Source organism: Pseudomonas sp. USTB-Z (assembly GCF_019691255.1).
GTDB classification, from domain to species: domain Bacteria; phylum Pseudomonadota; class Gammaproteobacteria; order Pseudomonadales; family Pseudomonadaceae; genus Aquipseudomonas; species Aquipseudomonas alloputida.
On record NZ_JAECZP010000004.1, the window covers coordinates 41395 to 64467 of the forward strand.

The 23073-nt window shown below is 55.8% G+C and carries 19 protein-coding genes; 8 read left to right on the plus strand and 11 right to left on the minus strand.

Features of this window, described 5'->3' with window-relative positions; all coding sequences use genetic code 11:
* Window positions 1-92: 92 nt before the first annotated feature.
* Window positions 93-1880 carry a thiamine pyrophosphate-requiring protein gene (locus tag I8746_RS06070; RefSeq protein ID WP_012052265.1) on the minus strand — a complete coding sequence of 596 codons (1788 nt, stop codon included), beginning with the start codon at window positions 1878-1880 and terminating at the stop codon, window positions 93-95.
* A 148-nt stretch (window positions 1881-2028) separates the two neighbouring features.
* Here I8746_RS06070 and I8746_RS06075 point away from each other — a divergent pair, with 148 nt between their 5' ends.
* Complete coding sequence (locus I8746_RS06075) at window positions 2029-2547, plus strand: hypothetical protein (RefSeq protein WP_012052266.1); 519 nt, start codon at window positions 2029-2031, stop codon at window positions 2545-2547.
* Window positions 2548-2589: 42 nt separating this feature from the next.
* Here the strand turns inward: I8746_RS06075 and I8746_RS06080 are convergent, their stop codons facing one another.
* Window positions 2590-2970: a hypothetical protein gene (locus I8746_RS06080; protein WP_012052267.1), complete on the minus strand. Its 381-nt coding sequence runs from the start codon at window positions 2968-2970 to the stop codon at window positions 2590-2592.
* Window positions 2971-3791: 821 nt separating this feature from the next.
* Here I8746_RS06080 and I8746_RS06085 point away from each other — a divergent pair.
* From I8746_RS06085 to I8746_RS06095, 3 genes are all read left to right on the plus strand, one after another.
* The gene (locus I8746_RS06085) at window positions 3792-4775 is read left to right on the plus strand and encodes a TerC family protein (protein WP_012052269.1); all 984 of its coding nucleotides are present in this window, start codon (window positions 3792-3794) and stop codon (window positions 4773-4775) included.
* 323 nt (window positions 4776-5098) lie between these two features.
* Window positions 5099-5512 carry an alternative ribosome rescue aminoacyl-tRNA hydrolase ArfB gene (gene arfB, locus I8746_RS06090; RefSeq protein ID WP_012052270.1) on the plus strand — a complete coding sequence of 138 codons (414 nt, stop codon included), beginning with the start codon at window positions 5099-5101 and terminating at the stop codon, window positions 5510-5512.
* Between the two features lie 258 nt (window positions 5513-5770).
* Window positions 5771-6133, plus strand: a complete 363-nt coding sequence (locus tag I8746_RS06095) for a histone-like nucleoid-structuring protein, MvaT/MvaU family (RefSeq protein ID WP_014756834.1) — start codon at window positions 5771-5773, stop codon at window positions 6131-6133.
* Between the two features lie 224 nt (window positions 6134-6357).
* On the opposite strand, the gene I8746_RS06100 is transcribed toward I8746_RS06095, so the two are convergent.
* The 4 genes from I8746_RS06100 to I8746_RS06115 form a co-directional block, all read right to left on the minus strand.
* Window positions 6358-7266: an amino acid ABC transporter substrate-binding protein gene (locus I8746_RS06100; RefSeq protein ID WP_012052272.1), complete on the minus strand. Its 909-nt coding sequence runs from the start codon at window positions 7264-7266 to the stop codon at window positions 6358-6360.
* A 48-nt stretch (window positions 7267-7314) separates the two neighbouring features.
* Window positions 7315-8655, minus strand: a complete 1341-nt coding sequence (gene potE / locus I8746_RS06105) for a putrescine-ornithine antiporter (protein ID WP_004374854.1) — start codon at window positions 8653-8655, stop codon at window positions 7315-7317.
* A 1598-nt stretch (window positions 8656-10253) separates the two neighbouring features.
* Entirely contained in the window at window positions 10254-10523 is a 270-nt protein-coding gene (locus tag I8746_RS06110; RefSeq protein ID WP_221100308.1) for a hypothetical protein, read from the minus strand.
* Entirely contained in the window at window positions 10513-10845 is a 333-nt protein-coding gene (locus tag I8746_RS06115) for a hypothetical protein (RefSeq protein WP_221100309.1), read from the minus strand. Before I8746_RS06115 ends, I8746_RS06110 begins: the two co-directional genes overlap by 11 nt.
* A gap of 495 nt (window positions 10846-11340) precedes the next feature.
* Here I8746_RS06115 and I8746_RS06120 point away from each other — a divergent pair, with 495 nt between their 5' ends.
* On the plus strand, window positions 11341-15978 hold the full coding sequence (locus I8746_RS06120; RefSeq protein WP_221100310.1) for a PIN domain-containing protein: 4638 nt from the start codon (window positions 11341-11343) through the stop codon (window positions 15976-15978).
* Window positions 15979-16288: 310 nt separating this feature from the next.
* Here I8746_RS06120 and I8746_RS06125 read toward each other — a convergent pair whose 3' ends face one another.
* Both I8746_RS06125 and I8746_RS06130 read right to left on the minus strand, forming a co-directional pair.
* The gene (locus I8746_RS06125; protein ID WP_221100311.1) at window positions 16289-17119 is read right to left on the minus strand and encodes a hypothetical protein; all 831 of its coding nucleotides are present in this window, start codon (window positions 17117-17119) and stop codon (window positions 16289-16291) included.
* A 114-nt stretch (window positions 17120-17233) separates the two neighbouring features.
* The gene (locus I8746_RS06130; RefSeq protein WP_176508869.1) at window positions 17234-17437 is read right to left on the minus strand and encodes an MbcA/ParS/Xre antitoxin family protein; all 204 of its coding nucleotides are present in this window, start codon (window positions 17435-17437) and stop codon (window positions 17234-17236) included.
* A gap of 291 nt (window positions 17438-17728) precedes the next feature.
* On the opposite strand from I8746_RS06130, the gene I8746_RS06135 reads away from it, so the two are divergent.
* Window positions 17729-17866 (plus strand): hypothetical protein, encoded by a 138-nt coding sequence (locus I8746_RS06135; RefSeq protein WP_176508870.1) that lies wholly within the window; start codon window positions 17729-17731, stop codon window positions 17864-17866.
* A gap of 414 nt (window positions 17867-18280) precedes the next feature.
* On the opposite strand, the gene I8746_RS06140 is transcribed toward I8746_RS06135, so the two are convergent.
* Together I8746_RS06140 and I8746_RS06145 are read right to left on the minus strand one after the other, a co-directional pair.
* The gene (locus I8746_RS06140) at window positions 18281-18478 is read right to left on the minus strand and encodes a hypothetical protein (protein WP_221100312.1); all 198 of its coding nucleotides are present in this window, start codon (window positions 18476-18478) and stop codon (window positions 18281-18283) included.
* On the minus strand, window positions 18469-19098 hold the full coding sequence (locus I8746_RS06145; protein ID WP_221100313.1) for a hypothetical protein: 630 nt from the start codon (window positions 19096-19098) through the stop codon (window positions 18469-18471). The genes I8746_RS06140 and I8746_RS06145 overlap by 10 nt, the downstream gene beginning before the upstream one ends.
* A 1222-nt stretch (window positions 19099-20320) precedes the next feature.
* Between I8746_RS06145 and I8746_RS06150 the strand changes: the two genes are divergently transcribed.
* Window positions 20321-20545 (plus strand): helix-turn-helix domain-containing protein, encoded by a 225-nt coding sequence (locus tag I8746_RS06150; RefSeq protein ID WP_196184156.1) that lies wholly within the window; start codon window positions 20321-20323, stop codon window positions 20543-20545.
* 67 nt (window positions 20546-20612) lie between these two features.
* Here the strand turns inward: I8746_RS06150 and I8746_RS06155 are convergent, their stop codons facing one another.
* On the minus strand, window positions 20613-21614 hold the full coding sequence (locus tag I8746_RS06155; RefSeq protein WP_221100314.1) for a DNA-binding protein: 1002 nt from the start codon (window positions 21612-21614) through the stop codon (window positions 20613-20615).
* Window positions 21615-21793: 179 nt separating this feature from the next.
* Here I8746_RS06155 and I8746_RS06160 point away from each other — a divergent pair, with 179 nt between their 5' ends.
* Window positions 21794-22723 carry a tyrosine-type recombinase/integrase gene (locus tag I8746_RS06160; RefSeq protein ID WP_221100315.1) on the plus strand — a complete coding sequence of 310 codons (930 nt, stop codon included), beginning with the start codon at window positions 21794-21796 and terminating at the stop codon, window positions 22721-22723.
* The last annotated feature ends 350 nt before the right edge of the window (window positions 22724-23073 follow it).

Genomic DNA, 23073 nt, shown 5'->3' on the forward strand with positions numbered 1-23073 from the left:
TCCTCACGGTCAGGGTTTGCGCAGTCGGCTGCGTCTCTGTTGTGCGACCGGGCCGGCTGAGTAAACGTTCAGCCGGCTCGCCGATGTGCCGATCATTTCTTGCCCGGCAGCACCGAGCCGAGCACCTGCTTGGCTGTCTGCACGATAATGCCCGCCTGGTCGGGATCACCCTTGAGCAAGGTACTGGCAAACTTCTTCGCTTGGCCCAGGTTGATGTGGGGTGGCAGGGGCGGCACGTTCGGGTCGGTCTTGAACTCGATCAGTACTGGCCGATCAGCAGCTAGCGCGCGCTCCCACCCGGCGGCAACGTCCTCTTCGCGATCGACATAGATACCTTGCAGGCCAATGGAAATGGCGAACAAATGATAGGGCACGTCAGGAATCGACTGCGAAGCGTCGAACTTGGGGTCGCCCTCCATGACCCGTTGCTCCCAGGTCACCTGGTTGAGGTCTTCATTATTGAACACTGCACAGATCCATTGCGGGTTCTCCCACTGTTGCCAGTACTTGGCCACGGTGATCAGTTCGGCCAGGTTGTTCATCTGCATCGCCCCATCGCCCACCAGGGCAAGCACGGCGCTCTGCGGGTGGGCGAACTTGGCCGCAATCGCATAGGGCACGGCTGCGCCCATGCAGGCCAGGCCACCGGACAGCGAGCACTGCATACCCTGGCGAATCTGCAGGTCGCGGGCAAACCAGTTGGCACAGGAGCCGGAATCGCTGGTGATGATGGCGCGGTCGGGCAGGCGAGGGGACAGCTCATGGACCACGCGTTGCGGATTGATCGGGTCAGCCTTGACCAGTGCGCGTTTGGTCACGGTCTTGTCCCACTGCGCGCGCCAGGTCTCGACCTTTTCGCGCCAGCGCCGTTCGGTCTTGTGCTCGAGCAAGGGCAACAGGGCACGCAGTGTCTCGCTGGCGTCGCCGACCAGGTTGACCTCCATCGGGTAGCGCAAGCTGAGCATGTCTGGTTGCAGGTCGATCTGCACACCACGCGCCTGGCCTTCCTTGGGCAAAAACTCGGAATAGGGGAAGCCGGAGCCGATCATCAGCAATGTGTCGCATTGGGTCATCAGCTGATAACTGGGTTCGGTACCGAGCAGGCCGATAGACCCGGTGACCCAAGGGAGATCGTCCGGCAGCACAGCCTTGCCCAGCAATGCTTTGGCCACCCCTGCGCCGAGCTTTTCGGCGATCGCAATGACCTGCTCTGTCGCCTGCAGCGCACCGGCACCCACCAGTATCGCCACCTTGTGCCCGGTGTTGAGTATATCGGCGGCGCGCTGCAGGTCTTCGTCGAACGGCAACACCCTGGGCTTGCTGTAGCCGATGCCCGAATGCACGGTACCGTGAGCCCTCGGTGGCTCGTTGTAGGGGAGGTCCTGCAGGTCGTTCGGCAGGATGACGGCAGTGACGCGGCGTTCGCCGATGGCCGTACGAACAGCGCGATCTAGCAGGTGGCGCACCTGCTCCGGTGTAGAGGCCTGCTGGACGAACGCGCCGGCTACATCTTTGAACATCGACAGCAGGTCCAGCTCCTGCTGGTAGTGCCCACCCAGTGCGGCACGGGCCTGTTGGCCGACGATGGCCAGCACCGGCTGATGGTCCATGCGTGCATCGTACAGGCCGGTAAGCAGGTGCGAGGCGCCTGGGCCAGAGGTGGCGATGCAAACGCCAAGCTCGCCGGTGAACTTGGCATGGGCGCTGGCCATGAAAGCGGCCATTTCCTCATGGCGGGCCTGGATGAACTCAATCTTGCCATTGGCCCGACCCAGCGCGCCAAACATCCCATTGATGCCATCGCCGGGGTAACCGAAGATGCGCCGCACTCCCCATTGATACAGACGCTCCACCAAAAAGTCGCCTACCGTGCCGGTCATTACCTGCTCCCGTTCAGTTGTTGATAGGCGTCTGGACTTGGCACGTGCGGCGAAAGTTTCAACGGTATGTGCACCGATCTGCCAGTTGGAACCCGACGACAGGCGACGGGTTCGAAAGTGAACCGATGACATGATCAGGGTGCGCACTATGACGCTCATGGATACAGCGGATGTCAGCCTGCAGGCCTTGTATTTCGAAGACGACGGCGCGACGCCCAATAGCCGTTTTCCCGTACTGTTCTACCGGCTGCCGCTTGTTCCCTCGGGGGCCAGTGCCTTCGAGGTCCTGTTTGCAGCGCACGAATGGACCCCGCTCTGGCGCGAGGGGATCTTCGATTATCACCATTTTCACCCTAACGCCCATGAGGCACTGGGCATTGCTTGCGGGTGGGCCCGGTTGACGCTGGGCGGAGAGTGCGGGCAGAGCGTGAGCGTGAAACGTGGGGACGTGCTGGTACTGCCGGCAGGCACTGGTCATCGCCGCATCGAATGCAGCGATGACTTCCTGGTGGTTGGCGCCTATCCTCATGGGCAGGAGGACTATGACATTCAGCGGCCCGACAGTGCCGCGCACAATCGCGCGTTGGCGCGCATCGCCAAGGTTCCGCTCCCCGAGCAAGACCCGGTCAGCGGCATCAGGGGCGCGTTAATGACGCATTGGCGATGAGTGCGCGGCTCGCGGGCCTTGCGCTATGACGATTCTCTGCAGTCACCCGTGTTTCTGCAGGGCTTCAATCAGCTGTGCCTTGGTCATGGTCGAGCGCCCCTTGATGTCTTTGCTGCGTGCCTCTTTCATAAGGCTTTCCTTGCTTTGCGATTCCAGCGACGCGTGCGACGTCCGCGAATGCCCCTGGCGAGATTCAGCGGCGCGCTTGGCCGAATCCGAGCGTGCGGTCTTCTTCGCGTGCGACGGTGTCCTGCTTCCCGAGCCTGCGTGTTTTTCACCGCCTCCGGATTGCTTGTTGACGGTGGCCCAGGCGCGTGCTTCGGCTACATCCTTGCCCACGCCCTTGTCCTCGTAAGATTGCTCGATGTGCTCGGCCTTGCGTTTTTGCTTGTCCGTGTACTTGTCTTTGTCCCCGCGTGGCATGGTATTTACTCCTGCATGGGTTGCATGAACGGTTGAAAACCAGGGTAGAACTGACGCTCCGGGTGATGGACAGGTGATCCCTGGCGATCGGCCCTATCAGCTAAGTGCCGGAACCTGCGCGTGATCCACTTCCGTTTGAGCCACTGCCACCAACCCCCGCGTCTGTGCCGTTACTACCAGCGCCATGACTGCCGGTTCCCGAATCGCTGTCGGTACCGTCACCTCCGGTATTGTTCGTCCCATTGTCGTCAGTGCCGCCATCACCCGTACCCATTCCATCGGCGGGTGCTCCCGAGCCAGTCGCTCCGCCTTGGTCGTTCATTTGTCCACTGTCGTTCGATTGCATGCCAGGGGCGCGCTGATGGTTCAGGTCTGTGGCGGCCGAAGCAAGTGGTGAAGCGCAGCCCAGGCAGAGTGCAAGCAGTAACGTAAAAGGTTTTGCTGGTGTCATGGTGAAATGCCTTTTTGGATTGTTCACCCAATGTTCGGCACTGGCGTGCGTAGCGGGTGCCCGCTGAGCGACGGAAGGCGCTGCATCGGGTTGACCGTGAAGTGGCGCTTGATCGCGAGCAAATGCCGCTTTGCTCCAATGAAGCGCTGATAACGTGCGGGGCATCATTGAGCCGGGTGCTATCAGGTGTCCGAAATGAGTTTTCCACTACATGCGTTTTAGCTTGTCATGGACATGATTTGTAAATGTTTTCTACTTGCAGCCTACTCGCGCCCGATAAATTCTTTCTTCGTGACGCCGGGCCCCTCTGACGGTTATACCGCCATGTCGGAGTCATAGTTGTTGAACTACGACTATACAGGAGGGGCTCATGTCTGCCCTTAATGCGTATCTCAATCAAGACGTTCTTGGTACTGACCTCTGGCTTTGGCTTTCCTTTTTCGCTGTTGTGCTAACACTGTTGGCGCTTGACTTAGGTGTGCTCCATCGCGGCAATCGGGAAATTGGAGTCAAAGAGAGCTTGTTGCTGTCTGCGGGCTACATCAGTATGGGCCTTCTGTTCGCGGTCTGGGTGTATTTCCAGAAAGGCAGCGACGCCAGCATGGACTATGTGACAGGTTTCTTGATTGAAAAATCCCTGTCAATGGATAACGTTTTCGTTATTGCGCTGATCTTCAGTTTTCTGGCCATTCCTCGGGAGTTCCAGCACCGAGTATTGTTTTGGGGGATCATGGGGGTCATCGTCTTGAGGGCTATCATGATCGGCCTCGGGGCTGCGCTCATCGCCCAGTTTAGTTGGATACTTTACTGCTTCGGCGCGTTCCTGGTCTTCACCGGGGTAAAGATGCTATTCGCTCGCGTCGATCATGCGCCTGACTTGGAAAACAACCGTTTCGTCAGATACCTGCGCACACACCTACGCATTACCAAAGAATTGCACGGTCAACGCTTTGTGGTTCGCTTGCCTGACATATCAGGAAAAAGAACGCTATGGGTGACGCCACTATTCCTTGCACTTGTCCTGATTGAATGTGCAGATTTAGTGTTTGCTGTTGACAGCGTGCCTGCAATATTTGCAATCACACAGGACCCGTTCATCGTTTATACGTCGAACATCTTTGCTATTCTCGGCTTGCGAGCGCTCTATTTTGCATTGGCTGCGATGATCAGTCGCTTTGTTTACCTTAAGTACGCGCTGGCTCTGGTGCTTGTCTTTATCGGCGCTAAAATCTTCCTTCATGACGTGGTGGGTAAAGTACCCGCCGAAATATCGTTGAGCGTTACCATCGGCCTTCTGATTGGCGGCGTGTTGCTTTCGCTTTGGAAAACCCGAGCGTCCGCTAACGCTCATTGAATAATTACGTTCGCTGAACGGCTGGGCAAGGACACGCTCCGCAAGCATGGCATCGTGGCCTGCGCGTCCGATTACGAACGCCATGGGGACTCGTCCGAGAGGGTGATGTCAGTGGTCGAGGCAATCCAGTAACGACCGCCTCTTGGGCCTTCACACTCGGTCAGTTGTCCCCGCAGGTTCAGTTTGTACGCGCTGGCCTAGCGCTCAGGTGCAGCTTTCTGCGTTGTGGCGCTCACGATGACCCTGAACGAACAGAGCATTATGTGTTGTCCTATGGGACAGCGGCGCAGTCTGTGATAATGGGGAATGAAAAGGGCCCTATCATGTTGACCATCTCCAACAACGTGCATCTGTCGGATGCCGAAATCGAACTCACCTACATCCGCGCGCAAGGCGCGGGCGGGCAGAACGTCAACAAGGTGTCCAGCGCCGTGCACCTGCGCTTCGACATCCCGTCTTCATCGTTGCCCGAGTTTTACAAGGCGCGGCTGCTGGCGCTGCATGACAGTCGAATCACCGGCGCCGGCGTATTGATCATCAAGGGCCAGCAGTACCGCACACAGGAGCAGAACCGTGCGGACGCTTTGGCGCGTCTTGCCGAGTTGATCATCACCGCTGGCAAGACCGATAAGAAACGTCGCCCCACCAAGCCGACCCTGGGCTCCAAGACCCGCCGCCTCGAAGGAAAAGCCAGGCGCAGCGCTGTCAAGGCGGGTCGGGGGAGGGTGGAGTTCTAGGCTCTGTCAGTTGCGGTAGTCGTAATGTCGGCTGAGTGGACCATGCAGCGCTGGCGCGTGTCAGCGTAGATAACTTTCTACTCGCCAAGGTCAGGCTGGAGGGTTTCAAATTCAGGCATCTCTAAATGAGAAATTGGCGGTGTGGCGCTTGCTCTGCAGCAGGCAAGTGGGGCAGGTGGCCCTGATTTTCATTTCGGTTTGAATTTAAACTGCGTTAGGATGCACTAAAGGTCACCTGTCCAACTTCGGAGTATCCCCATGTCGCGTCTGGCAGAATTTAGACAACTTGAGCAAAAATTGGCCGCCCAGTTGGCCGAACTGGAGGCCATGAAAGGCAGCCGTGAGCTTCAGAAAGAAATCGAGTTTGAGACCAAACTCCGCGATCTGCTGGGCAAATATGGCTATAGCCTTCGTGACATCATCAACCTTCTGGATCCACAGGCCAGTCGCCGTGCCGCACCTGCTGCCGCAGAGAAAGCACCTCGTCGCGCTCGTCAGGTTAAGCAGTACAAGAACCCGCACAACGGCGAGATCATCGAGACCAAAGGTGGCAACCACAAACTGCTGAAGGAGTGGAAGGCTCAATATGGATCTGATGTGGTCGAGTCTTGGGTTTCCTAAGTTCGATCAAAGACGCAAAAAAAGAAACGACCTCAAAGGCCGTTTCTTTGCCTGTGGATGAGCAGGCTGAATCCCCCATGGTTTCCTCGACACTTGCCGCGCTCAGGAAATGGCGTATCTGCTACTGACCTGCGGCCAAGGTTAGCGTCTGTATGAAAAGCCTTGAGACGGCTTTTCATGCAGTGCCTGGAAGGCTGCTCGCAGACGGCCTGTAGCGATGGATGTCACTCGGGCAACGCATACACCCTGAACAATTTTTTCACGATATCGTTGGTCCCTCCCAAGTATTTGTCGTAGTCCTTTTCAATGGAGCCCGAACGATAGGCTTCGCTCAAGGCCGTATCGACCAGCAGGCGGAAGTCTTCGTCATTGCGCTCCACCATCATCGCCACCGGCGAGTACTCGAATATGCGGTCCATGAGCATCAGGTTTTTGGGAGCCCCTTCCTTGGCTATTTGGTTTTTCAGCAACATACGCTCGGCAAAGAACGCGTCCGCCTTGCCGTCGGCGACCAGCTTGATGCCCTCATCGTTGTTGGCCACTGTAACCAGTGAAGCGATTACACCAAGCAGGCGCATCCTTTCGCGAATCCAGTCTTCGGTTATACCGCCCTCAATGGTGGCGTATGTGTGGTTGGCCAGACCACTGTTGATGCTTGCTCGCCAGGTCGGTCCGCTATTGGCGACTTTGCCATTGAGTACATTAAGCAGCGATTCGGGGGCATCCTTGCGCACCACGACAGAGAGACCGGCGGTGTAGATCGGTATGGCGTAACTGATCGTCTTGCGCCGTTCCAGAGTGGGCGGAGTCGGCGTGCAGAGAATATCGACTTTCCCCTGGCTCACCGCACTGACCTGGTCGTAAACCGTAACCGGCTGGTAGCGCACTTGCAGGTCCGGCAGGCCAAGTTCGCGCTTGAGCTTGTCTGCAACTTTAAGGCATTGCTCGATGGCATAGCCGCTGGCTTTGTCGCCTTCCTGCGTGCTGAAGGGAGCCAGGTCTGGCAGGTAGCCCATGGTGAAGCTGTGGCTGCTGCGCACGCGTTCAAGTGTGGAGGCACTGGCCATCAAAGGCAGCGCCAAAAACGCCAGAGCGAGCAAAAAACGGGTGGTTTTGATGAATGGTACGTTCATGTCCGGTTTCCCCGTATGCAGATGTCTGTGCAGTCCTGGCTGCCGCGCCTAAGGATTGCCGGCCCCGGCCTGTTCGGCTGGCAGCGTGTCGGTGAAACGCTTGGCGAGGAAACCGTAGAGCAGATAACCGAAGGCCAGTACCAGGGTGCCGCCCATGACCGCATCCTTGCCGCAGGCATACAGGGCATACAAGGAGTACGTCACCGCAACCAGCAGCACTACCAGGTTGCGCGCGTAGATCGTCGTTGAGACACCGGCCTTGTACATGATGACCAGCAGACCAGTCAGCGCGGTTAAATATGGGATGAGGTTAGTCACCGCCGCCAGGTTGACCAGCTTGCTGAACTGGGCGGCGGCATCCGGTGAAATGGTCGACAGGGCCATCAAGGTTTGCAGCACGCCACAGACGATCATGCCGACGACAGGGGCGTTCATGGCATTGACCTTGCTGAAGAACTTGAGGAACAGGTTCTGGTCGGCGGTCATCTTGGCAGTTTGTGCCAAGGTAAATTGCCACCCCAGCAGCGAGCCGACACACGCCATGACCGCCAGGGCCATGACGATATGGCCTACCAACGGATTGAACATCGTGGCGTAGACCAGCGCGAAGGGCGCCGTGGACTTGGCCAGATCGGCATTGGGAATGATGCCCTGGATGACGGTGGTCGACAGTATGTAGACACCGGCAGCCCCCAAGGTGCCGAACAGGCAGGCCAGTGGCACGTTGCGCTTGGGGTTTTCCACGGCATCGGTGGCTTGGGCCGCCGACTCCATGCCCAGGAACGCCCACAGGGTCAGAGGAATGGCTTTGGCGATGGACTCGGAAATCGGCAGATCGTTAGGGTTCCAGGCGGCGACCAGTACATCGGGCTTGAACCAGAACCAGCCGATGATGCAAAGGCCCGCTACCGGAATGATCACGCCCCAGACCGTGAAAGCACCGATCTTGCCGGTGATGCCGGGGCCGCCGAAGTTGGCGAAGGTGGTCAGCCAGATTAGCCCGATGGTGCCTATGCACAACGGGATGGCACCACTACCCAGCCAGGGCAAGAAAGCGGTCATGTAGCCCACCGCAGAGATGGCCACGGCTACGTTGGCGATGGCCAGAGACAGGAAGTACAGGTACGAGCAGAGGAAAAAACCCGACTTCGCGTGAGCCTCTTCGGTGTAGGCGGACAACCCGCCAGAGCGTGAGCAGAAGACGCCGCACTGGGCAAAACAATAAGCGATGGCCATCGAGCCGATTGCCGTGAAAAGCCACGACAACAGCGAGACGGCACCCAGTTGAGCCATGTTGGTAGGCAACATGATGATCCCCGAACCCATCATGTTGACTGTCACCAGCGTCGTGAGCCCGACCAGGCTCATTTTTTTGCTTGAATCAGCCATCGCAAACTCCTTGCCGCGTTCAATGTTTTGAACCTTGGTCCGGCAACGTGCAACGCGTGGCCGAATAGGGGGCTAATGTTCAATGCTTGACTACGTAAACTCTGCAGGGTGGGCGCACCTGGCAGTCTCGCTTGATCTTGACAGCAGGTTGGCAGGTTCAAAGCCCGGGAAAGGGCCATCGAACAGTGCTATCGCCAACTGGTAATCGACGATGGATTGCTTACGGCGGGTACGCCGTGGCGGTGCGGCGTTGCGTCGTTATCAGCGTGAACTCGATTAACCGTTAACAATTGATAAAGATCAATGATCCTTGCCTATTTCACTTCGTCCAACCGGCAGCGCCTTTGATATGACCTTGGCGGGTTATGGATAATGACTGTCACATCAGTTAGCGGGTACGGTGATCACAGGGGCTTGCGGCGCCACGCCTGTTTCGGCAAGAGAGAACAGTACCAGTATGAACAAAAACTCCGATGTGTAGGTTAGCGGAAACAGACACGGGCCGCGCATCGATCTGACATAACATTCGATTTAACATAATATGCATTATGCATAACTGCGTATTAGTCACCGGTACCGCTGGGTGGGCAGATTTAAAGCCAGGTACATGAAGTACACGGAAGCCTTTCTGACCCTAATTTCGGAAGTAAATCGACCTACGCCGTTTTTCTGCCTCATTCCGATCCATCTTGCTGCTCGGATTGCTCTCGCAGCCGCTAGATCCATTCAATACATCTGTCAACTGATGCCATGGGTACAAGCTTGCTTCTTAGCGCAACGAGCCTCGTCTGTGAGGTGCTGATTGCGTCTCTGCGTTGCAGCAGTCCCGCGTTGAGCAACTGTGCCTGGGGCTTTGCTATTTCTGAAAACTTGCGAAGCCTAAGTAGGCTCACTCATTGATGAAAACACAAACACCGTCGCGGACTCCTTTTTCCTGACCAGAGGTCGGATCTGTGAAATCAGAAGAAACTTTGAACTCACAGCATCAAGAAGAAATTTAGACGCGATGGTTTCCAGTGACTGAGATTGCTCCGTAATCCTGTACGGTTCCCAACAGGCAATATCAGTGAAATCCGTTTCAGGCAGCTCATGATTATCCAAGGGAAAATAAAGCATGAGATTATTGTTTAGCTGGGTTTGCCAATCGCATTAGGCTCTGATTTGCACAGGCGCCACGAGCATTCAGTATGCCTAAGTGCCCAGATCAATCCCAATAGATGCTTTCATCTAACTTTGACAACCCCTCAGCCCGGCGCGTTTTGCTCATTCAATAAACGAGAAAATCAGTCAAGATCATCGCGCCGTATGGCTCTGCCTCAGTCATTCCGCCCCCTGAATCTGGCTGGAGCAGCAGGTTCACGCCGAGCACTCTGTGCCCTCAAAGCCCAATTCCAGGCCGCCTGACCGCTTGAGTGTGTCACCATCCACCATCCACCCGATAACTCAAGGAATCAGAAATCCCTTAGATAGAACCAGCCGGTTGCGTTGCCGAGCAATAAGTACCAAACTACCCTTCTTTTTTTGGGAGTGCGCGACCCAACTCAACTAAATGAATATTTAGTTGAGTTATTTGTTCTCCGCACTGATAGCGGCCCCACCTACCTTTGATTTTTCTTTCGCTTGAAATAGTCAGCATCAAGTAACAGGATGATTTCCCTCGCCGTTACATTATGCTGTTTTGCCAACCTGTCCAGGTCTGCCAAGAAACGCACCATGCTGGCAACCCTAGGCTCCGCTAGCTCTGCACATGCATTACCGTATTCCTTGGCAATTGCACCGTTGATGTCGAACAGGCGCGCAACGCTTTCTACGTCGAAAAAGCCCTCTTTTACCAGCCCATTCAGAGCTCGGTTGCGCTTACTGGACATTGACGTTCACCCATCCCCTTATCCGGAAAGGCTTTTCCGAGCTGTGAGACGCCTCCACGTCCAGCAGGCCTAGGATGTAATGGAGCTTGAGCACGGTGGTCAAGCTGAGCGCACGTTGATCCAGATCCCCCCTGACCATCAGAAGCGCAATCACCTCCTCCGCTCTGACCCCGTATCTCTTCATCAGCTTGGCGAGCTGTTCTGAGAAACCTGACTCCGGCGTGTCACCCTCACCTTTCTGAAGGACGCTTATTTCCTGCTCCAGTTCGCTTATGCGCTGCTGAGCGAGGCGGATTGCTTCTAGGCGGTTCACGGCATTCATCGCTGAGTCGACTCCTCATGTGCCACTTCGAATTGTAGCGCACCAAGCGAGCACACCCTGCCGCCTGTCAGCTCTTAAGACCGATTGTTGAATCAGATGCAACTGCCCCATTTCTGGCCCCAGAGCGGCTGCAGTGGCTTATAGCAGCAGCTCATAAAGGCTGAAACAGCTCACGCAAGACCATAGTGCAGGGTTATGAGGCGTCGGCTGACTCCACCTATCATCACAAAATCTGCAACAATCGTCGTTTTAGTCATCTATTGGTGGTTTCTTGCACGACTAAATGTCTAGCATCTAGGCCCGAATACCTGAATGAGAAGAAATACCCTCCAGCTCCACCAATTTATGCATAAATCCAGCTTCTTTGGTTCAGTACTGCTCGTTCCGGGCTGTCTGCGACCTACATCGCTAGGCTTAATCCAACCTTGCTAGGCTCTACGCATCAGCTTCCCGGATCGGTAAAATATGGCGTCCAATCACCGTTGCGAACCAAGCATGGCCAAGGCTCCAAGGAAACAGCCCCCACGGGTAGCGTCAGCCCAAGAAAATCCGGCAAGCACAGCAGACCAAAAACCGGCGAAATCCCAAGAAAAGCCGGAAAAGCCGGAAAAGCCAGTCAAGAATCGCAGGAAACAGGTAGCAAGCCCCGTATCAACCGGCGATCGCGGTGGTTCATTCGAGCGCCGCGTGCAGGCTGTTCGCCTGCTCGCTTTATGCCTGGGCTGGCAGTGTCCGGGTGCCCGCGATGGCTACGTGATCACCCGCCTGCTCTTCCAGGGACGTCTTTTCGATCACGACACCGATGACCTGGTAATCGATCTCTGGAATCCGGATACCGGCCAAGTCGCCACCCAGCGGTTGCAGATGAAGCGATCGCTGAAGCCGACGGACAACCCCATTTTCAATGAGACCGTGGGTCTGGCCTGGGAAGACTTCTGCAAGTCGGGCTTCCGGCGCAACGTTGATGACATCCTGATCGTCTACCACGCCTCCAGCAACACCGCCATGCACGCTGCCCAGGAAGTGGTGCGTTTTGCGGTGAGTTCCGGGACGCCAGATGACTGGTACAAGCGCGTGCATGCCGAAGGCTTCAGCAACGAAAGCAACCGCAAGGCCTACGCCGCGATTCGGCGCGCTGTTGAGTTACAAAAAGGCGCCGAGGTGGACAAGGTTGAGCTGTTTCCGTTTGCACTGCACCTCAAGTTTTTATCGCATGACCTGGATTCTGACCGCACCGTTGAAGTCGACAACCAGAAGCAACTGATCAGCAAGTTCGTCCCTTCGCGCGACAGCAAAGATGTCTGGGCCGCGCTCCAGCTTGCCTGCGCCGAGCTGAACGGGGTGGCCGGTGAGATTACCTTGGACTCGGCGGAGCGACATTTGGGGGCACTTGCCCTTGAGTTCAGCCAAGCGCGAGCGCTCTGGGAGGGGTACCAGGCGGTTCAAGTTGCGAAACGTAATAACCTCGGCCCCGGCTCGCTGGTCGACCAAACGGGCGCCCTCCCCTTGACCGCCGAGACCCACCGCAAGCTGCAACCGCTCTTGGACGCGCTCAGACCTTTACTTGGGGATGGAGAAAATTCGCAGAAAGTGCTGCTCGCGGATGAGCTGCCTTCGGCGCGCGACACGACTTCTGTCTCGCCTTACTCGCGACAGCTCGACCGGATTACCGAATGGCAACGGGCCCACCGGTTCCAGGACTGCCTCAAGCAACTGGAGCTTCTGGAGAGCGATCTTCACGAGTTCGATGATCACCAGAAGGCCAGATGGTATCTGCTTCGCGGATTATCGAAGTGGCACCTGGGTGAGGACGAAGACGCGGCGGACGATTTTGACGAAGCTGCCAAGCTTTGTGATTCCGATGATCGTATTGCCGCTGCGGCGATACGTGCCCACATGCTTCGAGGTCAGGTTACGCAGGCGGTTGCGGTCGGAGAAACGTTGAGCGAGCGTTTTCCTGAATCCTTAATCGTCTGGGCTGCGATGGCCAACGCTCGCATCATCGCGGGTGAACAGCTGAACGAAGCCGATGTGCCCAGCGCCTTCATTGATAAGGCCGCGGCGTGGCAACTGGTGGCGTCCTCGTATGCTGGACGTGACGATGATGCAGGCGCTATTCGCGTCATACGCATTGCACTGAGCAAGACAGATAGCTCGTTCTTTATCGACGAAAGCTACCTTCGTTACGCCATTCGACTGGCCACGGCTGATGCCGTGCGGGTCAATTGCCGTTCGATGTTGCCTGAGCACGTAGAGGTGTTGCAGGACGCCATGGCGCGTTTTGATGATCGCGCCACCACGCTCTGGGCTGCGCAGAGTCCCAAGACGGTGACTGATGTGGTCGCTCACCTGGCCTATGCAATGGTACTGCTTCAGCGCGCTGATGAAGCCCTGCAGCTGATTCAAGAGGCCCACCATAAAGGCGTATTCGCTTCGGACATCATGGTTCGTGTCGAGATCGAAGCCCTGTGTGATTTGAGCCGTTGGGAGGAGGTCACGAAACGATTCCTGGCTCACCTTGCTGACTTGCCGGTCGAGGCCCTGCTGCGATTTGGCCACGCTTGCATGGCGCAGTCGCGGACGGATCTGCTACAGCTTGCTCGTGAGGAAGTCGCGCGACGGACGCACTCGGACGTCGCGGCCCGAATCGCCACCATGCTGCAGCATTTGCACTGGGATCTGGCACTGCAAGCTGGCGACTGCGAGACGGTTCGCAAGGAACTGGAGCACGCAGGTGTCACGCCCCAGAGCAGCGACATCATTGACCTGTATTTTGCCAGTCGCGCTTATGAGAGCGATGCCGAGCTTGCCAATCGCTTTGTGGATCGGGTAGCCCAGCTAGCACCTGACGCCACAGATCCTCAAGAGCTTTCCCTCGGTGCGCGGGCGATGATTAGAGCTCAGCGCCATGGTGAAGCGGTTGTTATCCTTGAAAGGCTGCTTCCCGTTGACGCCTTCACGCCCTTGCATGTCGATTTACTCCATTGCTACAGCTTGACTGGTCGGCAGGCTAAAGCACGTGATCTTCTGCAATCCATGCCTGCCACTTGGCGCAGCTCAGCTGATGCCCGTGAGCAGGCGCTGTTCCTCTACAACAGCGCGGGTGACTGGGCGCGAATGCGCGAAGTCATGGAACTCAACGTTGCAGAGTCTCCTGAGAGTGCCCGGTTTCAGTTGATGTTCCTGCGCGTGGCTGCGTGTGAAGGTGTCATGGACTTCAAGGCCTTGGTAGCGGAACTCCCCGTATTGCTCGAAGGCAGCGCCAAGACGCTTCTGCAACTGGCCGGCATTGAACTGCGATACGGCCAGGTTCAGAAAGGGCTGGATCGGATCACTCTGGCCATGCGCTGCGCTCAGGGTGACGTCGAAGCTGCGGCTACCCACGTTCAAGTGATGCTGACGCTCTCCCAAGAGATGGCAGAGGAACTTCGCGATATCGAGCGCGCGCCGGCAGTCATCGCGCCAGGGACGTCGATTGTGTTGGTCGATCAGCAAGGCAGCCCTCGACGGGTCACCCTCGATCTGAAGGGCTTCAGCTATCCAAACAGTTCAACCGAATTTATTCCCGCAGACTCTGCGCTCGCCGAGAGTTTAATCGGATTGCGTACTGGCGAGACCGCTAGCGTAGAGAACCTGCTGGGTACTCAGTATTTTGAGATCAAGCAGATTTCTTCCATCCAGCAACGTCTGCTGGAAATTTCGCACAGCGTGATAAGGAATTCGCTCGCACCTAGCAAAAGCCTTGTGTCCATGACCCTTCCCGAGGACGAGAACGGTGACATGGATTTCTCCGCCTTTATCGAGCAGCTCGAACATCAGCGAACGGAAGTCACCGAGCTACTGGCAATCTACGAGGAACACCCTATCACCCTGGGTGCGGTGGCAAAGCAACTGGGGCGCGACTTTGTTGATGTTGTGCGGGGATGGATTCCTGATGGGCCTTGGCTGCAGGTCTCTTCTGATGCGGGCTTTGCCCATGATGTCTTTCCTGGGCAGCTCGCAGCGTCGACTTGGGTCGTAGATCTCACGATGCTGACAGAGCTGGCGACGCATGGGCTGCTAGATGTCTTGGGCAACCTCTCCCAGGTGTATGTCAGTACCTATACCCATCAGGCGTTGCGTGCCAAGATCGAGGCGGCGGCTGTGTTCCGTAAAAGCGGCACCTTGTACTCACACGAAGGGCAGCTGGGTTTCCATGAAGAAAGCGAGGAGGCTCATGCCCGGGAATTAGCGTTCCTTGAAGGCATGGATGTCGCCATCTCGAATTTTTGCACTGTCGTACCGGCGTATGGCCCTGTTGATCCGACGCCTGTCCTGCAACGACTGGAAGATGTGCTCGATCCTCAAGAGCACGCTTGCCTGACACTCTGCCATGAGTATCAGGCGGGGCTGCTTTCACTCGATGGCAGGCTTCGCCAGCTTGCTCAAACACTCGATATACCGTCTGCTTCGCCTCAAATGTTACTAAAGAGCATGGTTGGCCAAGGGGTGTTGAGCTCCGTTGAGTATTCACGCGCGCTCATCCGGATGATCATGGCCCGGCGTCACTTCATTTCGATCAGCTCTTCGGATCTTGTCGCCATGATGGATCAGGGGGTGGCCTTCGCGAACGCCGGGATCAACAGTCTGCGTCAGTACCTTGTGTTCCCTGGGGTGGTGTTCGGCCTGGCAGCGATAACGGTTATGGAGTTTGTCAGCAAGATGTTCAGCACAGGGCGCTGTACATTCGTCGCCATGCTGGAGCTCATCAAATGCCTGGTCGAACCGCTGTTCCAACACGCTCACTGTCCAGCGAATTTCGTTGAGTGGTGCCTGAAGTGTTTGAGCGAGCGTATCCCGGGGTTTGGCGCGCCACATTTGTCGTGTATCAAGCAGCAACTGGTAGCGGCTAAAGCCGCTGCCGAGCACCCTCTCCAGCAGGTCACGTTGGAAATTCATGACGTCTGCGCCAGATTAGCTCCGACGTACCGGCATGATGACAACCGTAGCTACCTGACGGCGCTTATGAAGCTTGAAACTGTCACAGACGAAGCAGGCATTTTGGTCGAGGCAACCGGTAATGTAAGGCTTGAGGCGCCGTCAGGTGATGATCCCATGGATCCGGCAGGCCACATCAAAACCGGAGATCGCTAAGCCTTTGATGTGTCGCGCTCTTGACCGATGGATCGAGGGCTGCGACCGAGGCAGACCGGGAAGTAGCGCATGACCAAGACATAATCGTGCTTCTCTATGCTGTGCCGGACATTCAAGCTCGCATGGGTATTCTCGCTGGAAATCATAATCTCAGACACAAGACACATTAATTTCAGGGTGCTTGAAACTTGCGCTCACATAACTTATTGACAATTAAGCTCACTTCAAATAGGAAAGATCCAGCTGGAGTCCGCAACAGAATCACACCCGCCCCATACACTGAGCCTGCCATTAAAAGTGCTCGACAATATTAAGGAGTCGCGCCGACATCGGGCGAATGAGACCGATTGGCGCCCCTCTCCAGGGCATTAGTCAGCTCACCAAGTGCATCACGCAGATGGCAGTCTTGCCGTGCAGAACTAGGCTCCGACAGTAATTGTCGCGCATGTCTGAGTAGCGCCTCAAGGCTCTTGATATTGAGGGCTAGCTCGATCAGGACGGGCGAATCGCATGTGAATTCCCCAACTTGCTCGAAGAAGATAGGGATCACACGAGTCTGACGATATCCTGCAGTCTTTGGCGATCCCAACAGAAAACCGTAGCAAACATCGCCTCGGGTCACTACCAACATCAACAATTTGTTAGACTCGCGGTTTCCATCCATAACCCAGCTCTGCAGAAATCCTGGCGAGTTAGTTATATTAGCAACAAAGGCATGTAGTTCATCCATCGAGGTAGGCCAGACATCATCTGTCCACCTTACGTCATCAGGGGCAGGGATTATTAAGGCATAACCCTCCCTCAAGGTGGTGATTGTACCCACTTGGCAGGAGGTAATGGGGAGCGGGACGATATCGCCCAGCATGAGGATAAATAGCGTACAGCTCATTTGTTTACCACCGGCAAAGCTGGCCGCAATGCGAAACTCCGTAGGCCCGTCAATTTGTGGAAGCTCAACGCGAGCAAAGGCAGTATCAAAAGTTTCTTCTACAGCCCGATGACGCAAGCAAAACCGGGCCCACTCACTATTTTTAGCCTCGACGTCGCTGCGACCGTAAAGGGAGCCCAAGCTGGCTTCGGTCAAGGAGCGTGCAGTAGCAGATAACTCGTTTTGCAAGTTAGAGGAGTCAGTGTGTTTCATGCTGTTCGGGTGGCCTCGCCTAAAAAGTTAAGATGGTGCGAAGCACAGCTTAATGGCTGGAGTTGGATGTAGTTTTGAGCCATCGGGTCTACCAGGCCGAAACCACTACGTACATCAACAGGCATAGCCGTGATGTAGTCGATCGAGTAGCGCTTTTACCTGCAGATATCCAACCTCATTGCTTGCACATTCCAGCGCACTTAAGCTACCGATCTCGACCTGAGGGCGAGTCAGCCAAACATACGCCTTAAATTTGCTGCCAAACACCTGCTCGGCCTGTTGCCGAATGAGCTCCTCAAAATCTGTTTCTATTTTCATGCAGAACTACTCTTTTACCTTTGAGCATTCACCTCTTGGGAGAATAGCGCACTGATGAAGTTCAGGCATGTTCCAAGACCAGCAGCGCAAGGAGATTTATATGCCCGCATAGTACCCGGTAGCTTTGAGACGTCGATTAAGCGATAAATTGAGATCGTCCCCGCTCTGCAGAATTAATGACTCCAGTCATGGCGGTCAAAACTCACCGAAGAGGCTACAATCATTTGACTATACGACATTGAGTGGAATCGCGCAAACCGAGCATGTAGCCGGAAGTTATGGATACCCCGAATGCTCAGGCAAGCGATCGCCGCAGCGTTGATCCACATCCGCCAGCAACAGCAGGTGCTACTGACTGATAGTGAGGAAGGCGCAACCTCTGCACACCTCATCCGCGTCGAGCACAACGAGCATGGCGTTACGGTATGAATGCTCGATGAGATCGCTCGACAGTTACCGTAATAAAATTAGGATGCAGCACACTCAATGCTTGTGACCATTCGAATGTTCCTTTGACTTCCGTCGCAGTACAGTCTGCATAGTCGTAGAGACATGGCTCCCCTCCCCAACCAGAAAACCGCTGATTCGCACAGGTATCCAAGCCTGAGGAGCGTGGTGAAGAAGTACCTGCCGCGCACGATGCGAAAATAAGTCCTCGATTCATCTGAACGGTTTGGTGCCGATCCAATGAAGCTAATCAGTACTTGAGAACGCAACCGGCTCAAAGGGCATCTTGCGAGCCTTCAAACGAAGGCCGGGCCGGAATCACCGGCACCCTCCTCTGCTTCTTATGCGGCCTATCCGGTGCTGGGGAACGGCCCCAGCACTAGGCCCTGTGTTTCTTCAGTCGGCAAAGCCTTGCCGGTCGAGGTGGCCCCCTAGAAACCTTTCATTCAGCACTTTGGGGAAGGACACGGCAAGCTTCCACATGATGTAGATGAAGACGATCGGGACAATGATCCCCAGATACCCGCCCATCAAGAGGCCGACAATACTGAGGGGCAGGAACAGAAGCAGCAGCACAAAGGCGCTCACGCGCATTTTTTTGATCCAGCTGGCAAAACCATTCTCTTCATAAATTCGCTGCCCGTCGGCAGTTTTGACTGCAAACAGAACGTGCCCGAGCCGGCCAAGTTTGACGAAGAAAAACTGCCCTTCCATACCCAGGTACACCCCTTTTTTTCCGCGTCTTTGATAAGGGTGTCCAAGATCAGCGCGGCGCGATCGACCATGTCACGCGAAATCCTGGTGTACAACACACGCACGCGACGCAGCTCCACCCGCCCTTCAAAATCCTCGGCAGCTCTTACGGCCCGAAGCCATTCACGCACGAGCGGGTGTGGATCAGCCAGGTTGGTTGGCACATTGAGTTTTGAAGGGTTGGGGCGGGCCGGTGCTTTGGGCGGCGCCGGCGGAAACACTGACCTGTCCAGTACCCTGAAGGTAATCGATTCGGCTGAGTCGGGTGGGGTCGGCCTTTTAGGGCGCTTTTCGACGGTCTTTGCCCAATGCCCGCGACGCGGTAGCAAAATACCGGCCTTCCTACATGCTTTGCTCAAGGCAACATCCGAAACGCCGATCTGCCGAGCCAACTGCAAGACCGGGGTCGTCCAGACTCGGTCGAACAGCTCACGGACTGGATACGTGACAATCTTGTACATGCGTTTTCCTTGAGTGACCAATGTGAGATCAGTCAGTGACAAGCTGAATCGGCAATGGAGTACATTTGTGCTCCGGCTGGACTCTTTTGTAATTTCGAGCTCACACGACCTCTCAGGCTACCTTAACGCTACAGATCGACGTCGAAGATGGTGCTCGACAGCCTCTCAGAAGCGCCGAGTGATCAGCGTCTGAACAGTGCTCCGTCTGATCTAGGCAACCGGTTTTATGCAATTGGTAGTTGATCACCGTGTTATAAAGATGATCCGCTTTAAGTCGAAGACGCTTGAGCTCCTCTTCTAGGCGCCCTTGGGCCTCAGCCTGGTTGTAGGCTCGAATAGCCAACAGCGCTTGCGTGCGGAGCGGTTCTCCAGCCGCAGCCATGCCCTGTAACGTTCGCTTCATGACCTCATCCCTCTACAACGTGGTAAGCGAGCTCTGTAGCCACCTGCTTCCCAGCTTCAGTGCAGAATCTCCATGGAAGCCGTGGCTGGAATGCTGAAAGTGGAACGCTTCAGACTTCACGGTAGACGCTCTCCCCGGATCGCTGGTCGATCAATGCGCCAGCCACGAAGTCTCGTTCCGAGTTACGCCAGGAAACGGTGTTCGATTGACGAACCGGGCAGCCCTTTGTCTCCGCAGCCAAGGCCAGGGCAACGTTAGAAAATCCCCGAAAAATGTGACAAACATCATAGATTTGGCAGTATTTTCAGATTTTGCCCTATAAAAATTTTTTGCGGGACGGAGTTCTTATATTTGAGAGCCAAAAAAAGCGGGATCTCCGCTCCCCCATTTTTCCCTGCTCGAATTGGATGGCAATGCACCTTCTCATCCCTGCGTTTTCTTGAGTCTGAACGAAATCTGCCAGGCTATCGCCGCCTCTCAGCGGCTCAGGCATCGGGGGAAATCGCGGGTTTCGGTAGCTTCAGCTACCGCTGCTTTTGACTTTGGCTTCAAATACAAATCGATTTGGGCGCTTTTTTTGATGGGGAAGGTGCGTCCCGGGTTTGGCAATAAAGGCGGGGCAGCGCCAGCCAACTGAGCGACTGAAAGTAAGTGCCTCGCAACGAGTATCTGTTTCACGGCTTACGGGGAGCGAACGGTCGACATGCCCTCACAAGTTACCTGCCTGAAAACTAAGCTATAGCTTAGATTTTCATAGTTTCTCTGCCTGGTCGCGAAAAAACGAAGCTATAATTTCGTTTTTCGCACAGGTGTGCTCCTATGACCACTTTGGTGCAGCTGCGCTCCGCTACAGAGCTGGGTGTTGCAGTTCGACAAGTTCGAAAGCAGCAAGCAATCATCCAGACCGATCTCGCAGATATGCTCGGTAAGAGTCATGTGCTGCTCAGGGACATCGAGACGGGCAAAGGTACGGTTGCAATCGCCAGCGTCCTGCAGGTGCTGAACGAGCTTGGGATACGGCTATATGCTGAGCTGCCCGAGTGACAACTCCTCGACCTGCCCCTTGTGGGTGGGCTGCAGCAACCACCCACTGCTACAAATCGGCAGGCCATTACGGCTCTGCCACTGAGCTACCTCTGTCAGATTCAGCCTGTTTGCAAAGCTTGAGGTCTTCTAACGCCTGGCTCAGCTGTTTGCTGAGCTCAGTAGTGGTTGCTGCTAGCTCGGCGGTTTCAGCATTGGCAATCTCGGCCCCTTGCCTGGCCATTACCAACTGCTCCTGAAGCATTTCCTTGGCGCCCTCCGCCCGGGCAGCAGCCAGGTTCGCCAGGCTCAGATCCCCCTCCAGGCGCTTCAGCGCATCCTCATTGTGGCGAGCAGCTTTGTTCTGCTGACGAGCCTCTGCGAGTAGACGTTCGTTGTCCCGATTGAGTCGGGTGAGCTCATCCTGGCGCACCATGAGGGTTTGCTGAAGCTGCAGCATCTCGTGTTGCAGCTGTTGAAGCTGGGACTCATGGCGACGTTGATCTTGCTCGCGTTGCTCCTTGATCGCATCGCGATAGTGCTCCATAGCGTCACGAGCATGGGCGTGTTTCTCTTCCAGCGACCGCACCAACTCATCTTTTTCCTGCACCCGCAATTCGAGGTCGGAGCAACTTTGGCTTATGCGTGCGTTGCGGGTCAGCTCTGTCTGCAGTGAAGACTGCGACGTTCGCAGCTCCTCTGCTTGGCTGGTCAGAACGGTGTCTCGGCTAGCGACCTCTTGCTTGGCTTGCTTGAGCTCATCTTCAAGCCCCTCAATGTGCTGGTTAAGCCCCTTCACACTTTGCTCATGGGAGGCCCTCTCCTGAGCCAAAGCAGCATTGCCCTCCTCAAGCACGCGTTTCAAGAGTTGTTCGACCATCCCTGTGAGCTCATCACTCAAACGCTTCGGGTCGGCCAGGGGGCGGACATCGGTCTTTTCCAGCTCCTGCAGGTACCGGGAGATTGTGGTTTTGGAACCGGTATTCCCTAGCTCAATCCGTACGGCATCGATGCTTGGGTTTACACCGCGAGCAAGGAGTGCAGCGCGCGCCTTTTGTACGAGTGCCTTATTGATGCCGCCGCGAGCCATGGTTTCTCCTACGATTTCGTACCGATGTACATGTCATGTATCTACGTAGCATGTTACTTCAAATTGCGGTCTTTGTAATCGCTATTTGTAAGAGTAAATAATCGAGCATTATGTGTTCTTAGATTCGAAAATGAGCCAAAATCGCTTCCAGAACCGGTACGAATGGCAGGCAAAGGCAGATGGACAAGGCGCAGCGGTATCTGACGGCAGGCACGCGTGAAAACACCCGCAAGAGCTATCGAGCGGCCATCGAGCACTTCGAGGTGACGTGGGGAGGGTTTCTGCCGGCAACGGGTGAGGGAATCGTTCGGTATCTCGCGGAGTTTGCTGACTCACTGGCGCTCAGCACCCTGCGCCAGCGTCTCGCGGCACTTGCACAATGGCATGTCAGCCAGGGCTTCCCTGACCCGACCAAGACGCCTCATGTGCGCCAGATGCTCAAAGGCATTCGCGTGGTGCACCCCGCCAAACAGAAGCAGGCGGCTCCCCTTCAGCTTCGCCATCTTGAGAAAGCGGTCAAATGGCTGGATAGCAAGGCAGGAGCAGCGATCGAGTCGGGGGATTACTGCGCGCTGATGAGATACCGGCGCGACGTAGCGCTGCTACTCATTGGCTTCTGGCGAGGCTTTCGCAGTGACGAATTGGCTCGCCTCCAAGTCGAAGACACGCAAGCAGAGGCTGGCATAGGTATCACCTTCTATTTGCCCTACACCAAAGCTGATCGCGATCATCAAGGCAGCACTTTCCAAACCCCTGCCCTGAAAAAGCTCTGTCCTGTGGAGGCGTATATCAACTGGATAACCGTGGCCGGGATTACCAGAGGCCCAGTGTTCCGAAAGCTTGATCGGTGGGGCAACCTTTCTGAGAAAGGGTTTAAGTCAACTAGCCTCATTCCACTGCTGCGGCGCATTCTGGAAGACGCAGGCATCCCTGCTCAAGCCTACAGCAGCCATTCGATGCGTCGAGGGTTTGCAACCTGGGCGTCTGCGAACGGCTGGGATATCAAGGGCCTCATGAGCTATGTCGGATGGAAGGACATGAAATCTGCGTTGAGGTATGTCGACGGCAGCAGTTCCTTCGGCGGGTTGGCTGCATTCAGCCCAGGCTAGATCGATCACGATCGCTAGCCTGCGCCAACGAGCTCATTTTGATGATTTTCCCTTCTGCGACGCGAACTCGCGTTGACTTGCGACCACATCATTGCCAAGGCGTGCTTTCAAGCAAATCACAGCGTTGATCAAGGATTTCATCAGGAGCAAAGAACGGTTCAAGTGCTTTGACATCGGCGTGGTTTGCATTTGCTACGCCTCCCCGAACGCGAAAAGAGTACAAATGTACTGCTTGCGGAATAAAGCGGTGCGCGCTTGAAAACAAGAAACGTGCGTCATGCTTGTCTCTACACGAGGAAGGCCTCATGACGCTGAACCCGACACCCGCCGTCGGGCTGCGTAGCAAGCGC

Excerpts from the sequence above, each read along its gene's own strand:
- I8746_RS06155 (WP_221100314.1), bottom strand. The coding sequence starts at position 21,614 with ATGGCTCGCGGCGGCATCAATAAGGCACTCGTACAAAAGGCGCGCGCT.
- I8746_RS06070 (WP_012052265.1), bottom strand. The coding sequence starts at position 1,880 with ATGACCGGCACGGTAGGCGACTTTTTGGTGGAGCGTCTGTATCAATGG.
- I8746_RS06080 (WP_012052267.1), bottom strand. The coding sequence starts at position 2,970 with ATGCCACGCGGGGACAAAGACAAGTACACGGACAAGCAAAAACGCAAG.
- I8746_RS06145 (WP_221100313.1), bottom strand. The coding sequence starts at position 19,098 with ATGTACAAGATTGTCACGTATCCAGTCCGTGAGCTGTTCGACCGAGTC.
- I8746_RS06110 (WP_221100308.1), bottom strand. The coding sequence starts at position 10,523 with ATGTCCAGTAAGCGCAACCGAGCTCTGAATGGGCTGGTAAAAGAGGGC.
- I8746_RS06160 (WP_221100315.1), top strand. The coding sequence starts at position 21,794 with ATGGACAAGGCGCAGCGGTATCTGACGGCAGGCACGCGTGAAAACACC.
- potE (WP_004374854.1), bottom strand. The coding sequence starts at position 8,655 with ATGGCTGATTCAAGCAAAAAAATGAGCCTGGTCGGGCTCACGACGCTG.
- I8746_RS06100 (WP_012052272.1), bottom strand. The coding sequence starts at position 7,266 with ATGAACGTACCATTCATCAAAACCACCCGTTTTTTGCTCGCTCTGGCG.
- I8746_RS06095 (WP_014756834.1), top strand. The coding sequence starts at position 5,771 with ATGTCGCGTCTGGCAGAATTTAGACAACTTGAGCAAAAATTGGCCGCC.
- I8746_RS06125 (WP_221100311.1), bottom strand. The coding sequence starts at position 17,119 with ATGAAACACACTGACTCCTCTAACTTGCAAAACGAGTTATCTGCTACT.
- I8746_RS06135 (WP_176508870.1), top strand. The coding sequence starts at position 17,729 with ATGCTCAGGCAAGCGATCGCCGCAGCGTTGATCCACATCCGCCAGCAA.
- I8746_RS06085 (WP_012052269.1), top strand. The coding sequence starts at position 3,792 with ATGTCTGCCCTTAATGCGTATCTCAATCAAGACGTTCTTGGTACTGAC.
- arfB (WP_012052270.1), top strand. The coding sequence starts at position 5,099 with ATGTTGACCATCTCCAACAACGTGCATCTGTCGGATGCCGAAATCGAA.
- I8746_RS06140 (WP_221100312.1), bottom strand. The coding sequence starts at position 18,478 with ATGCGCGTGAGCGCCTTTGTGCTGCTGCTTCTGTTCCTGCCCCTCAGT.
- I8746_RS06150 (WP_196184156.1), top strand. The coding sequence starts at position 20,321 with ATGACCACTTTGGTGCAGCTGCGCTCCGCTACAGAGCTGGGTGTTGCA.
- I8746_RS06120 (WP_221100310.1), top strand. The coding sequence starts at position 11,341 with ATGGCCAAGGCTCCAAGGAAACAGCCCCCACGGGTAGCGTCAGCCCAA.
- I8746_RS06115 (WP_221100309.1), bottom strand. The coding sequence starts at position 10,845 with ATGAATGCCGTGAACCGCCTAGAAGCAATCCGCCTCGCTCAGCAGCGC.
- I8746_RS06130 (WP_176508869.1), bottom strand. The coding sequence starts at position 17,437 with ATGAAAATAGAAACAGATTTTGAGGAGCTCATTCGGCAACAGGCCGAG.
- I8746_RS06075 (WP_012052266.1), top strand. The coding sequence starts at position 2,029 with ATGACGCTCATGGATACAGCGGATGTCAGCCTGCAGGCCTTGTATTTC.